Here is a 15,242-nt window from a genome sequence, read left to right on the forward strand (position 1 = left end):
TTTTTTTTTTTTTTTTATTTTTTTTTTTTTTTTTTTTTTTTTTTTTTTTTTTTGTGGGGGGGTGGGTGGCCCGCCCCCCCCCCCCCCCCCACCAAACCAAGTTGACTCATTATTCAAGTAAATGGTTCTCAGAACATTTATTGAACTTAATTAAAAATTTTTTAACAATCAGATGAATGGTAATATATTTCAGGTAAATAATTAAATAGTATATTCGATTGACAGAGCTTTTAATCCCCTTTGATAATCAAACTTTTTCTGGGGACTAAAATTCATCATATCTTGGACAATGTCGAATAAATATTCCCAAGTGATGACCCACAAATCACCATACATACCCACCCAAAAATCGCTATGTCTTCTGTCTTTTCGTCTTGGTTCTTTTAATCGACAAATATATCTTTGATATCCTGATTTTTTGATACAATTACCACGGTAAGATGAAGCCGTGTAAGCAATAGCGATCAGTAAAATTAAATTGGTCAAGCGTTGTGTATTAGCTCGACTTCCTTCTAGATTATATCCCCCTGTTTTACAATCTTTAAACATAGCTTCAATACCCATTCTCGAACGATAAATTTTGATAACTTCTTCTAAACTTTCAAGATTTGTTAGTAAATACCAAGGTTCCTGTCTTGAGTGCGTCTTTCATTCCGAGGAGACCTCGGAATTACGCACTCGCTTTTCTACTTTATGATTATATTTTCTTTTCCAGTATGCAGCTAAATTAAATTTACCGAAACCTTTGTATTTAGTAATATTAATGTTACTTAAAAATATTTTAGTTCCGGGAGCTACAGGCAAATTACTCAAAGGCTGGTATTTTTGACTATTTTTTCTATAGTTAGTATCTTGTTTTTGTCTGAAGATAAAATTGATTTTTTGAGTCTTGGCTCTAATTTTTAGCCAGTGAGATAACTCTACACCATGGAATTCCCGGTCTCCAATAACCACCAGTTTATATTTTTTTAATAACCGTAAGACTGGTTTAATAAGTGCTTTTTGTTCACTTAAATTAGTCGAGCCTTTTTTCGGCAGAATTTGCCAGTAAATCGGTAATGCTCGTTTTTTATAGATAACAGCAATAACGAATATATTATGATTTTTCCATTGTGTCCTATCTATAGTGAGAATTAATTGCCTACCATCAGAAAATTCTCGACTAATAATCATCATTATAATGGGAAACCAAAACAAGGGAATGCTCAAAGAAAATAACGTTAAAAATCTTTGAATATGACGGCGACGGCTTTCATATTTAATCGGCAAAGGAAAACAGGCAGCTAATCTTTCTATTTTTACAGTTTTCTGGACAGTAATGAGCCAAACTAAAATTTTTAAAGTTTGATAACGCAGTTCCTCCGCAGGAGGCACTTGAGTATTGGTCAAAGATTGTTTAAAATATGACTCATACAATGATAAAAATTGCATTTAGTCGGTCTCTTTGTGTTAAGTGGACCGACTTTTTTTACCATAAAATGTGACTGATGGCTACTCTGGTAGATTGACATAAAAATCAACCAAAAAAGGAGGTGTGGGTGTGGGTTCGCGATCGCTCACTCTTTATCAGAATAATTATTATTATGAGAAAAACATTTAATTCTTGAAAGGGATTATATCTTTTAAACCTTTGCCCCACAATACTTTTGAGGTGCTTGTCACCCCGTGAGATCGCGCACCCTCTCAAAAGATATATCCTTAGAAGGAGCAGTAGCTAATTTAATGCAAGTAGTCAAAGAAAATGCTGGTGCTGAAACCGTGGCTTTGATGCTATTTACTGAACAAGAATTAATGCTGAGAGCTATTGTTACTGACCAAGAAACTCATACTTGTGAACCTGTGAGTGTAGCAACTACTCATGCAGTACCTTTAAGTATTATCAACAAAGTCAAGCGCAGCCAAAAGCCTTTAGTTTTGGATAACGCTATTAACAACAATGCTTATGCAGGCGACACTTATATCCAAAAACACCAAGCTAAGTCTGTTTTATGTCTACCCTTAATAGACCGTGGTAAACTTATTGGCATTCTCTACCTAGAAAATAATCAAATTACTCAAGCATTTACCAACGAACGAGTAGAAGTATTAAGTTTACTTTGCTCCCAAGCAGCCATTTCCCTAGAAAACGCTCTTCTGTATCAAGAATCTCAGAATTATGCCCAAAAATTAGAGCAAACACAACTACAACTTGTTCAAAGTGAAAAAATGGCTTCCATTGGTCAATTAACTGCCGGAGTTGCTCACGAAATTAATAATCCTGTAGGTTTTATTTCGGGTAATTTAGATTGCGCTTCTGATTATATCCAAGACATGATTAACCTGTTGAACCTCTATCGCCAAACTTTCCCTCAACCAGGGGAAAAAATCGAAGAAGAAATGGAGGCGATCGAGTTAGATTATCTGCTCGAAGACTTGCCTAACACTATTGATTCTATGAAAAAAGGAACACAACGTATTGCAGAGATTAGCAAGTCGATGCGTACTTTCTCTCGCGGGGATACAGCAGCCAAGGTAGCTTTTAATCTCCATGAAGGAATAGATAGTACCTTATTAATTCTCAAACACCGACTCAAAGCAAATGAAGTTCGTCCAGAAATCCAAGTAGTAAAAAACTATGGAAATTTACCAGAAATTAACTGTTATCCAGGGCAACTAAATCAAGTGTTTATGAACTTAATTGCTAATAGCATTGATGCTTTAGATGAAAGTAATTCAGGGAAAACTTTCACCGAAATTCAAGCAGCACCAAATCAGATTACTATTACTACAGAAATTGACAATGCCAAACAACAGGCCATTATCCGCATTGGAGATAATGGTATGGGAATGAGTGATGAGGTGAAACAGAAAATATTCAGCCATTTATTTACCACAAAAGGAGTAGGAAAAGGAACGGGATTAGGCTTATTAATTTCTCGTCAAATTGTCGTAGAAAAACATGGAGGTCAAATTACTTGTACTTCAGAATTAGGAACAGGAACTGAGTTGACAATTAGTTTGCCAAATAATTAATAATAAGCTCTAATTTAGTATAATAAGGATATTACCAAAGTATTTTACCAAGTAAAAAACGTAAATAACAAAATAAATCATGAATAAGAATAGTTTTTTCTGGGTTTCTGTCATCTGTAGTAAATTGCCTATATTTAAACTTCGCTCCCTGCTTTTGGCAACACTTTTTTTAAGTGTATTTGCTGTTAGCTGCAAAACAACATCACCAACTGGAGAAGATACATCTTCCGCATCTCCAAAAACGTCTCTATCCCAATCAAACAAATTTGATGGAATTGAGATCGATGTAATCTCTCTGAGTAAACCTGTTGCTGCGACTGTGGAAAAGCGAGCTGATGAATTTGAAGCACTGACAGGAGCAAAGATTACGGTTAAGAGTGCTGGCTATTCGGAACTCTATCAAACAATTTTGCAGGATCTGACAACGGGTAGCAATCAATACGATGTTATGATTATGACTTCAAATTGGATGCCAGACTATATTGAATCTGGTTACCTCAAAGATTTAACCGAATATGTCAATGAAGATTCAAGTTTAGCATGGAAGGATATTGCACCATTTTTTCAGGAATACGGTCCCGTTTATGCCAATAAAATTTATGCAATTCCTATTGATGGCAACTATCACCTCATGTATTATCGAGCAGATTTACTCGCTGAGGCAGGGTTTGAGCCACCCAAGACTTGGGATGATTATCTCAAAATTGCTAAGTATTTTCATGACAAAGACTTAAATGATGACGGGGAGCCAGATTATGGCTCTTGCTTGGCAAAAAAGCCGGGAAATGTTACCTACTGGGCAATGTGGTCAATCGCAGCTTCTCTTTTGCAGTCTCAAGGAACTAAACAGGGGATTTTCTTTGACCCCAATACGATGAAACCCATGACGAATAATGTCGCTTTTGCTAAAGCTCTCGATATTTACAAAGCAACGAATGAATATGGTGCTCCTGATGAAATGGAGTGGGGGTTGAACGACGGTCGTCAAGCCTTTGTTTCAGGTCGCTGTGCCCTATCAATGGATCACGGAGATATTGGGACATTGGCACTCTTACCAGGCTCAAAGGTTAAAGATAAGTTTGGCACTACCATTATACCGGGGTCTACTGAAGTCCTCAATTGGGATACCGGAGAATTGGTAGAGTGCGATAAATTCACCTGTCCGTTTGCAATTAATGGGGTAAACCATGCCCCTTTTACCCCAGCAATTGGCTGGGCTGGAACAATTAATACGGCAGCAGATCTCAAAGTTCAAGCAGCAGGAGTTGCCTTTATTTCTTATATTAGCCAGCCCGATCGCTCCAATATAGATGTAACCAATGGGCAATCTGGTTTAAATCCCTATCGTCTTTCGCAGTTTTCTGATTCTCAGAATTGGATTGCAGCAGGAATGACTCCCGCAGTCGCCAGCACTTATTTGGGAGCCATTGGCGCTAGTCTCAACAGCCCTAATGTAGTACTCGATTTGACTATTCCCAGAAACTATAATTATCAGCGAGAACTGCTAGATGCAGCAGTTTCGGAATTTCTAGGGGGCAAGATTAGCCGGGATGAAGCTATGGCGAGGATTACCCAGGAATGGGAGAATCTCACCAATAACATGGGAAGAGATTCTCAAAAAGCATTCTACCGGAAGAGTTTAGGATTGGATCTTTAAGTTTAGGACATAGAACCCCTGAAGGGATCTACGATCGGGAGCGTGGAAAGAGGGGGAAGAGAGGGAAGAGGGGGAAGAGGGGGAAGAGGGGGAAGCTTATACCCCACATTCCTCACGTCAAGTTGTAACATTAAAAGTAGTATTAAAATCGGTAGCTTGCTAAGTATTTATACTATGTAAATCATCTTCATTAACCTTTCTCAAGAGTCAAATTCTGAAATGTGAAATAGTTTCCTGAAATTACTGTATGATCATTTCAGTTATCAGTTATCAGTACCTCTAGCTGAAGTTTCGGGATTGAAATACGAAATTCTCTTTTCTCTTGGTCGATTGGATATGGCGTTTTTGCTGGCACAAAGCTATCCTACGGAATGCTCCGCAAATTTATCAAAATAATATGGGTCTAAAACCCCGCCTTTTAAAGCGAAATATTTTTGGAGCGAGGCTTAAATCCCCGTTACCAAAATAACTTCTGACTTCTGACTTCTGACTTCGTTAACCCCTTAAAAGGGGAGGCAAGAGACCATGATTTTTCGGTCAAAATTTTGAGCCGATAAAATATAACTTTTGACTTTTAACTTTTGACTGTCAGATGTGCGTTGTACATTCTGTTTGGGGAGCGTTTCCGCAGGAAATGGAAACCTCAGAATTACGCACTCGCTTTTAACTTCCGTGAAACGGTATGACTTTCTTTGTCATACGATAATTAATTACCTGGATTATATATCATGTATTGGAATCTTAGTAGCAAACTGGTTATCGCTTATTCTGGATTGATTGCTCTAACAGCGGGCGCACTGTCAATTACAATCTATTGGCAACTGCGGATATCCCAGCAAGTAGCACTACAAGACCGCCTCTTGGGGATAACCAGCTTGGCTGCTCGTCAAATTGATAGCGATTATCACGCTTTAATCAACAACCCTGAAGATGTTGGTACAGCTTACTATACTGTTAATCAGCGCCGACTCAAGGAAATTCAAGCCTCCGATCCAGATATCGTTCGTCTTTATACCCTGCGTTTTCGAGATGGACGTTACAGAGTTGTTTTAAATTATGCACCAGATTCTCAATATCTCCAGCAACCGCTTGCCAAGTTTGGAGATGTGCCACAGAATTTGCCACCACGCTTACAGCAGAATACAGAAATCCAGGCTCCAATTACCGAAAATGCTATCCGCCCCAATAGTGCAGGGCAATTTGTCTTGTATGGTTATGCCCCGATTAAAAGTCAATTGGGGCGTTCCGATGGTATTCTTGTAATTGAGATGGATGCCACTACTGTGACTCAGAGTGCAGTGGGAGCGTTAGCTGTTGCGGGGGGAATTTTCTTAGTTGTTTTGCTAGTTTCCTTACCGTTAGTTTGGTGGCTCGCCGAATCTGTGGTTGTACGACCAACTTTACATCTAAATCAGGTTGCTCGCCGTTTGGCTGAGGGAAAATGGGATGAACCGCTGCCCAAAAATCGCCGGGATGAACTGGGGCAATTAGCAGACTCATTTAGGCACATGGCTGCACAGCTACAAGCGTCGTTTAAAGAATTGCAAGACTACTCTCAAAACCTAGAGCAAAAAGTAGAGGCGCGGACTCAAGAATTATCAGAGTCGCAACAGTTGCTTAACTTAGTCATCAACAATATTCCGCAATCTATTTTTTGGAAAGATCGAGAAAATGTTTATCTGGGGTGCAACCAGAGTTTTGCCTCAGTAGCTAGCATGACACGTCAGGAAATTGTGGGCAAAACTGACTATGAGATGCCCTGGAGTCGGCAAGAAGCAGATTTTTATATTCAGTGCGATCGCCAAGTAATGGATTCTGGAAAACCGGAATTAGGAATTGTCGAACCCATAACACAAGGGGATGGTAAACATGGCTGGTTGGAAACTAGTAAAGTTCCACTCTATGATGTTAAGGGTGAAGTGATAGGAATTATTGGTATTTTTCAAGATATTACCCGTTACAAAGAAGCTGAAGAAGCTGCCCAGCAAGCAAACCAAGCCAAAAGTGCCTTTATTGCCAACATGAGTCACGAGTTACGCTCTCCGTTAAATGCAATTCTCGGCTTCACTCAAATCATGACTCGCTCCCAAACTCTCCCCAAAGAACATATTGAAAATGTAGGAATTATCAGTCGTAGTGGCGAACATCTTCTGACTTTAATTAACAATGTCCTCGATCTTTCTAAAATTGAAGCGGGAGGTATTACTCTCAATCACAAAAACTTTGACCTCCATCGCTTGCTCAACGATATTGAAGATATGCTGTACCTCAAAGCTGAAGAAAAAGGCTTACAACTTCTAGTCGAGCATACTAATGACATTCCTCAATACATCTGCACCGATGAACTGAAATTACGTCAGGTTTTAATTAATATTATTAATAACGCAATTAAATTTACTTCCATAGGAGGAGTTTCTGTCAGAGTTGCTCAAAAGTTGCCCTCATCTAATCCTACCAAAATTATTTTTGAAGTCGAAGATACTGGACTTGGAATTGCAGCAGAAGAACTGGAGAAACTTTTTGAAGCCTTCACCCAAACTGAAACCGGAAAACAAGCTCAAGAAGGAACAGGATTAGGATTACCAATTTCTCGCAAATTTGTCCAACTGATGGGAGGAGATATTCATGTGACATCCCAAGTTAATCAAGGAACCATATTTACCTTTGAGATAGAAGCCACCATTGTCACCAAAGGCGAGGTTGTTGAGACTCAAGTTCCCGAACGTCGTATTATTGCCCTGGAACCTAATCAACCCAGATATCGGATTTTAATAGTAGATGATAAACCTCTGAATCGTCAATTATTAATTAAACTTCTTTCTCCTCTAGGATTTGAACTCAAAGAAGCCGTTAATGGCCAAGAAGCAGTAGAAATATGGGATGATTGGCAACCGCAGTTAATTTGGATGGATATGCGGATGCCAGTGATGGATGGATATGAAGCTACAAAACAGATCAAAGGCACAACCAAAGGAAAAGCAACAGCAATAATTGCTCTGACAGCTAGTGTATTAGAAGAAGAAAAAGTGGTAGTTTTATCGGCAGGATGCGATGATTTTATGAGAAAGCCATTTCGCGAGGCAGATATCTTTAATAAAATGGCAGAATATTTAGGAGTCCGTTATGTGTATGAAGAAAGGGAGATTAAACTAAAAGAAAAAGAAGAAACTCTTGAATCTATTGAACAGAAAGTCAGGGTATTATCTGAAGAATTAAAAAAACAACTAAAAGATGCTTTGCTGACAGGAAACTTAGCAGGAATTGCTAACATAATTACGACAATTCGTCAATGGGATAATTCTCTAGCTGAAGCTATACAAAAATCTTGCGATGGCTTTGAATATGAGAAAATTTTGAATTGGCTGAGTGATTAAGAATATAATGTTTGCTACAAATAGCTAGGGTATTTATTAGGATTCAGGAGTCAGGAGTCATAATGAATAATTTTGATACATTTTTTTGTATCGTAAATTATCTTTTTCATCAAATACAAATTTCCGATAAAATATTTTAATAGTGTTTATTATTGGTAACATTCTTTTTTCATGCATGGTATAAATCACTCCTGCGCCTGATTAACGATAGACCTCTTGCAAAAGTTTTAATTAAATCAATTTTATATCTTGAAATTGTTGATTTAATTCCCTATTCCCTGACTTCTCCAAGAAGTCTGATATTCTCGATTTCTCAAAAATTGAAACTAGAAAGCTAGCACTAGAAAAAATCGATTTTGAGCTTGACACGGTTCTGCAAAATGTATCTAATCTAATCAGTTTGCGCGCAGAGGATAAAGGTCTCGAATTCTTATAGAACCCATTTGGGATATATTTAAAAATAGATGGGGAGATGGGGATATAGGGAGATAGGAAGATGGTGAATATATGTATTTTTGGCGTGGCTGAAACACGGTATGATTTGATAATTTGGGGTTGTTTGAACTACTTGTTAATATTAACTGTTCCCAGTTAAGTGTTCCCTGTTCCCTATTACCGATAAACTTACTTTCATACCTTAATTCAGCAATGCCCTATTTTTCTACCTTTTTCTCCTATTCTATTTCTCCATCTCCTGACTTCTGAGGACTGAGGACTGACTCCTTTGCCAAAAATTCGCACTTTGGCTAATATTCCAAATGGCTTCTATATAACAATATGATTTGAGTTGTGAGATATTGGATACTTTTAGGGAACAGGGAACAGGCAACAGGGAATAAGAAAAAAATGTATCTTAATTCATAAAATAATTGCTATAGCAATCCTATTTTATTCTTGTCAAAAATCTTACTGCTTTTTAGGGAACAGCTAAGAGTTTCAGTTTTTTTATTTACTTTTTGATTACCCGCAACCTATGCGCGGATTGCTATATATTCTATGCCTTTAAACGAACACCTCAATTCTCACATCTGATTCCTGATTGCTATACCAATTAAAAAAAGAATGTTACGAATAATTAGGGCGATAAAAATAATTTATAGAAGGTGTAACTTTGACCAATAAGATAACTTATGAGCTAAAAAATGGCATCGAAGCTATTTATTCTGACTCCCGACTCCTGACTCCTGAATCCTAAAAAAATCCGTTACTATTTGTAGCAAACATTTATTAAATTGGTATTAATCAGTTATGAAAGTCCCATTTATATCCAAAAAAATTCGATTTTCCTTCGATATGGTCACTTTACTGGCTTGCCTGGTCATGCCGATCGTCCAATACGGATTAGCAAAGATGTCAGTATACTTATCCGATACCAGTGGCGCAAGTGCCATTTGGCCGACATCGGGTTTCTACCTAGCATCTCTCCTAATTTTCCGATGGCGGATTTGGCCAGCACTATTTTTAGCCGAGCTTGTTGGCAATTCCCTGTTTTACGAAACCGCCTCCGCGATCGTTTCCATAACCTTGGTTACTAGCACCGAAACTCTCATCCTCGGATTTTTAATTCAACGTTGGATCGGACACCATCGATTTCTCAACTGCTCTCAAGATTTCTTTAAATTCTTGGCAATTGTATTAGGATTAACTGCCATTACTTCTACCCTAGCTACCGGATTGCTCTGCTTGCAAGGAATTGCTTCTTGGACTGATTTTATTGCCACATGGCGACTTTGGTACGTTGCCCTGATCGCTGGTATTACTATTGTTGTCCCCGCATTACTTAGTTGGGTGCATTGGGAAAATCGGCAGCGATGGCGGAGTTGGCAGGTTGGAGAATTTGCCCTACTGTTTGGGGCAACTATTGGTATTAGCTATATTTCTTTTTGGCAGAAGTATGCTTTAGAATACATGACACTTCCACTCTTGATGTGGTGTGCATTTCGATTTCGGGAACAAGAATCAACCTTGCTGGTATTTTTGATTGATGGCATCGCAATTGTAGCCACGCGGCAGGGTTTCGGTCCTTTTATTCGTGAGGATCTATCGCAGTCTTTGGTCTTGCTGCAATCATTTATTCTGGTTGTAGGGTTGACTGGCTACATTCTTTGCGCCATTGTTAATGAGAATCGCCAAGCTGCTATCAAATTGATCGAAACCAATAATGAATTGGAACAACGAGTAGAAGAACGCACTTCAGAACTACAACAAGCCAAAGAAGTTGCTGATACAGCCAATCAAGCGAAGAGCGAATTCCTGGCTAACATGAGCCACGAATTGCGAACTCCTCTTAACGGTATCCTCGGTTATGCACAAATTTTAGCAAGCGCCCAACTTCCCTCCCAGAAGCAGCGGGATGGAGTCAACATCATTTACCAATGCGGTTCCCACTTACTCGACCTGATTAACGACATTTTAGACCTTTCTAAAATTGAAGCTCGAAAACTGGAGTTAGTTCCAACCGCACTGCATTTTCCTTCTCTCCTGCAAAGTGTGGTGGAAATGTGTAAAGTCCGGGCGGAACATAAACGGATTAATTTTATTCATCAAGTTAGTTCCCGTCTACCTGATGGAGTAGTTGCTGATGATAAGCGACTGCGTCAGGTATTAATCAATCTATTGGGCAATGCGATTAAATTTACCGATCGCGGTTCGGTGACGTTAGCGGTAGATGTACTGGACATATCCCAAACCAAGGTATCTTTGCTCTTTCAGGTGATTGATACGGGAGTAGGTATTGCTGAAGAGGATATGCAGCAACTATTTGAAGCCTTTGAACAAGTAGGCGATCACCACAAACAATCGGAAGGTACTGGACTAGGGTTGACCATCTCTGAGCAAATTGTACAACTAATGGGAGGAACGATTAATGTGAAAAGTAAATTAGGTAAAGGCAGCGAATTCTCCTTTACCATCGAACTCCCCTTGGTAGACAATTGGGTGGAACATCAGGGAGGAAGAGAAAGGGGCGATCGCATTATCGGTTACGAGGGAGATCGATGCACTATCCTAATTGTCGATGATCGTTGGGAAAATCGATCCGTACTCTCCAGTCTCCTGGAACCTTTGGGCTTTATGGTCATTGAGACAGAAAATGGTCAGGAAGGATTGGCAAAACTGCGGGAGTTGCAACCTGATTTAGTCATTATTGACCTTGTTATGCCAGTGATGGATGGCTTTGAACTGATCCAGCGTATTCGCAATTCCGAGGATTTAAAGCATCATCAAATCATTGTATCCTCAGCATCTGTATCCGCCATTGACCAGCAAAAAGCACTTGATACTGGAGGCGATCGCTTCTTGAGTAAACCTATCAATGCTAGGGAGCTATTTGCAATAATTTCAGAATGTTTGGATTTAAAATGGCTGTATGAAACTCCAAAGGAATCGGAACAGTTGCCGGAAAACGACCGCAATTCACAAGATGCAGTAGTGCAAGAGATGCTTGTACCACCTCCTGAATATATTGAGGAATTACTGACGATTGCACACCAAGGAGACCCAACAGAAATCTGTGATAAAATTGAGACTTGGAATAGCTGCTACCTTGAATTTGCGGCTCCTATTATCCAACTCGCCAATGAATTTAAAATTGAAGAAATTGAAGAGTTATTGCAAAACCATTTAACCTTAAAAACTAATGATGTCAAATAAAGGACAAATATTAGCCGTTGACGATATCCCCGCCAATTTGAAAGTGATTAGCGAAATATTACGCAATGCAGGATATGCTGTTTCTACCGCCATTGATGGAGAAAGGGCAATCAAACGTCTGCAACATTATCAGCCAGATTTAATTTTACTGGATATTTCAATGCCTGGTATTGATGGCTTTGAAACCTGTCGTCGTCTCAAAGCAGAGCGGAAGACCAGCCATATTCCAGTTATTTTTCTCACGGCACTTTCAGATACTGTTAATAAGGTTAAAGGTTTGGAACTTGGAGGAGTGGATTATATTACCAAACCTTTCGATCAAGCTGAACTTTTAGCACGAATTAAAGTTCATATTAACCTCAAAAAAACACAAGTTCAATTAATCCAAGAATCAAAACTATCTATGTTAGGAGAATTGGTTGCTCGCATTGCTCATGAGATTAATAATCCTATGACTTTTATCTATACAAATATTAATCATGCCACACAATATCATAAAGAACTTATCCATCTCTTAGAATTATATGAGGTTCACTTTCCAACTCCTTCTCAGGAGATAGAAGATTGGCGAGAAGAAATCGATTTATCCTTTATCAAACAAGATTATCTCCAATTGCTCGAATCAATGAGGTTAGGAGCAGAACGCATCAAAAATATTATAGTGTCTTTGCGTTCTTTTGCCAAGTTAGATGAAGCCGAATGGAAATTATCCAATTTGCATGAGGGTTTGAAAGACACTTTGATGTTATTGTCTTATCGCTTACAAGGGAACTCCTGTAGAAAAGCAATAAAAGTAGTTAAAAATTACGGAGAATTACCGTTAGTTTATTGTAACCTAGCTCAATTGAATCAAGTTTTTATGAACTTACTAATGAATGCAATTGAGGCGATCGATGAAAAACACTCAAATCCCACACCAGAAGAAGATGCTATACTTGAATGCCCACAAATAGTTATATCTACTGCCTCTAAAATAGTCGATTGCGAAAACTTAGCTTGCATTTATGTTGCAGATAATGGTATTGGTATACCGGAGACCATACAACCGCAAATATTCGATCAATTTTTTACGACAAAATCAACAGGAAAAGGAACGGGTTTGGGGTTAGCGATCGCCAAGCAAATAGTTACAGAAAAACATGGAGGGACAATTACTTATACATCAGAATTAGGTAAAGGTACGAAATTTACGATCGCCATTCCCATAGACAGAAAAAATTTGTCTTAATAGTATGTGATGAAGTTAGAGATTCAAATTCATACTGAATCATGACTCCTGACTCTTGACTCCTTGAAATAACCGTGCGTATCTGTAGCAAAAATTTTATAGTGCGTAGCGCTAGGGAATAGGAATAGGGAATAGTAGAGTGTCAAAGGGTTCAGGATTTATAAATGTCCTAACCTTAATACGTAACGCTATAGTATTTCATACTATACCAATTTTTATGCAATAATGTTACAAATAATTTGGTAAACTAAGATACTTTAAGTCAGATTTATCTTTAAGAAAATGGAATTGTTTCATGCTAAAAATGATATTAAAGCTAAATCTAGTTGACTACTGACTATTAACCAATGACTACTAGAAACAACTCTGAATATTTGTAGCGAACATTGTAATGGCTTTGAATATGAGAAAATTTTGAATTGGCTAAGTCATTAAGAATATGGACATCATCAGACAAAATGTTCAACTTATTATACAATAATAACAATATTTAATAGTAACTTATGAGTTCCTCGCTAACCAACTCAGAGCATGGCAATATTTTAGTTGTAGATGATACTCCTGCTAATTTACAACTTTTAATAGGTTTATTATCATACAAGGGTTATACTGTCCGGCCAATTCCCAGTGGAAAACTTGCTCTCCAAGGCATTCATCTTGATTATCCCGATCTGATTTTACTTGATATTCAAATGCCCGATATGGATGGTTATGAAGTATGTAAGCATTTAAAAGCCGATCCTCGCACTCAAGATATTCCTGTTATTTTTATTAGTGCCCTTGATGATATTTTTGATAAAATCAAAGCATTTGAAGTAGGGGGAATTGATTATATTACTAAACCTTTCCATGCCGAGGAGGTTTTTTCCCGCGTGAAAACCCATATTACTTTATATAGACTCCAGAAACAATTGCAAAAAAAAACCGTAGATCAAGAGGTAGAAATTCAGGCTCAACATCTAATTTTAGAACAAATGATTGAAAGTTTAAAAAGTGCAAATCAAGAATTAAAAGAACGTTTAGAACAACTAAAAAAAGCACAACTGCAATTAGTTAAAAGTGAAAAAATGGCTTCTATTGGTCAGTTAGTTTCTGGTGTAGCTCACGAAATTAATAATCCCGTCGGATTTATTTCTGGGAACTTAGATTATGCCGCTGAATACATTCAAGATTTAATGGATTTGTTACAACTTTATCAAGAAAGATTTGAATATAATAGTCCAACAATTCAAAAGAAAATAGAAGAGATAGAACTAGATTATTTGAGAGAAGATTTACCAGAATTAATTGAGTCTATGAAAGAAGGAGCTAATCGGATTGCCGAAATCAGTAAATCAATGAGAACTTTTTCTCGTGCCGATACAATTGCGAAAACTCCATTTAACATTCATGATGGCATAGATAGCACTTTATTAATTCTGAAAAACCGACTTAAAGCTGACGAAAAACGACCAGAAATAAAAGTAGTCAAAAACTATGGAAATTTACCAGAAATTAATTGTTATCCAGGGCAACTAAATCAAGTGTTTATGAATATTCTGGCGAATGCAATTGATACTCTAGAAGAAAGTAATGCTGGGAAAACTTTTGCCGAAATTAAAGCAGCACCGAATCAGATTAGTATTACGACAGAAATTGAGAATGAAATACAACTGGCAATTATCAAGATTAGGGATAATGGAAAGGGAATCTCTGAGGAAGTAAAACAGAAAATATTCGAGCATTTATTTACCACAAAAGAAGTGGGGAAAGGAACAGGTTTAGGTTTATCAATTTCTCGGCAAATAGTAGAAGAAAAACATGGAGGTAAAATTACTTGTACTTCAGAATTAGGAACAGGAACAGAGTTTACGATTAGTTTACCAAATAATTAATAATTAGATCGAATTTGATACCATCGGTACAATAGACATCTCCGGAAAAGAGGGAGTAGGGGCGATTCGCGAATCGCCCGTACGGGAGTAGGGGGAAAGAATTAATGATTTATGGGTATGGGATTGATTTAATTTTTAATTATCACGCCTATGTCTAATAAGGAAGAAGGCTTTGGTTATCTAGGATAGAAAGCTAAAAATCAGGAAAAAACTTCAACTTAGGGTAGATATTTTCCAGAAATTTGATGAATAGGTCGATCTTCAATAATTAATAATTAATAATTAATAATTAATAATTACCTCTTCTTCAAAAGAAGAGGATTGGTTAAAAGGACTTTTTTTGTTCTCTTGGTCGATTGGATATGGCGTTTAGCGTTCCGCACAACGCGCATTTTTCATGTCGCGCAGCGAAACGCGGAGCGACTTGAATTGCGTTTCGCTTTCCT

The 15,242-nt window shown here is 37.8% G+C and carries 7 protein-coding genes and 1 pseudogene; 6 read left to right on the forward strand and 2 right to left on the reverse strand.

Annotation, left to right across the window (positions count from 1 at the left end; all coding sequences use genetic code 11):
• Positions 1-201 precede the first annotated feature (201 nt).
• Together ACP6PM_RS01395 and ACP6PM_RS01400 are read right to left on the reverse strand one after the other, a co-directional pair.
• Positions 202-612: pseudogene (locus ACP6PM_RS01395) on the reverse strand (IS4 family transposase); the annotation flags it as partial.
• Between the two features lie 36 nt (positions 613-648).
• Positions 649-1,431 carry a hypothetical protein gene (locus ACP6PM_RS01400; protein ID WP_426581155.1) on the reverse strand — a complete coding sequence of 261 codons (783 nt, stop codon included), beginning with the start codon at positions 1,429-1,431 and terminating at the stop codon, positions 649-651.
• Positions 1,432-1,665: 234 nt separating this feature from the next.
• On the opposite strand from ACP6PM_RS01400, the gene ACP6PM_RS01405 reads away from it, so the two are divergent.
• From ACP6PM_RS01405 to ACP6PM_RS01430, 6 genes are all read left to right on the forward strand, one after another.
• The gene (locus ACP6PM_RS01405) at positions 1,666-3,012 is read left to right on the forward strand and encodes a GAF domain-containing sensor histidine kinase (protein WP_426581157.1); all 1,347 of its coding nucleotides are present in this window, start codon (positions 1,666-1,668) and stop codon (positions 3,010-3,012) included.
• 79 nt (positions 3,013-3,091) lie between these two features.
• On the forward strand, positions 3,092-4,669 hold the full coding sequence (locus ACP6PM_RS01410; protein ID WP_426581159.1) for an ABC transporter substrate-binding protein: 1,578 nt from the start codon (positions 3,092-3,094) through the stop codon (positions 4,667-4,669).
• Between the two features lie 728 nt (positions 4,670-5,397).
• Positions 5,398-8,043 carry an ATP-binding protein gene (locus tag ACP6PM_RS01415; protein WP_426581161.1) on the forward strand — a complete coding sequence of 882 codons (2,646 nt, stop codon included), beginning with the start codon at positions 5,398-5,400 and terminating at the stop codon, positions 8,041-8,043.
• 1,293 nt (positions 8,044-9,336) lie between these two features.
• Positions 9,337-11,694, forward strand: coding sequence for an MASE1 domain-containing protein (locus tag ACP6PM_RS01420; RefSeq protein ID WP_426581163.1), 2,358 nt, complete (start codon positions 9,337-9,339; stop codon positions 11,692-11,694).
• The gene (locus ACP6PM_RS01425) at positions 11,681-12,922 is read left to right on the forward strand and encodes a sensor histidine kinase (protein WP_426581165.1); all 1,242 of its coding nucleotides are present in this window, start codon (positions 11,681-11,683) and stop codon (positions 12,920-12,922) included. The genes ACP6PM_RS01420 and ACP6PM_RS01425 overlap by 14 nt, the downstream gene beginning before the upstream one ends.
• Positions 12,923-13,425: 503 nt before the next feature.
• Positions 13,426-14,796, forward strand: a complete 1,371-nt coding sequence (locus ACP6PM_RS01430) for a hybrid sensor histidine kinase/response regulator (RefSeq protein WP_426581168.1) — start codon at positions 13,426-13,428, stop codon at positions 14,794-14,796.
• The last annotated feature ends 446 nt before the right edge of the window (positions 14,797-15,242 follow it).

The sequence above is a fragment of the Dapis brunnea BLCC-M229 genome, assembly GCF_050015995.1.
GTDB lineage: Bacteria > Cyanobacteriota > Cyanobacteriia > Cyanobacteriales > Microcoleaceae > Trichodesmium.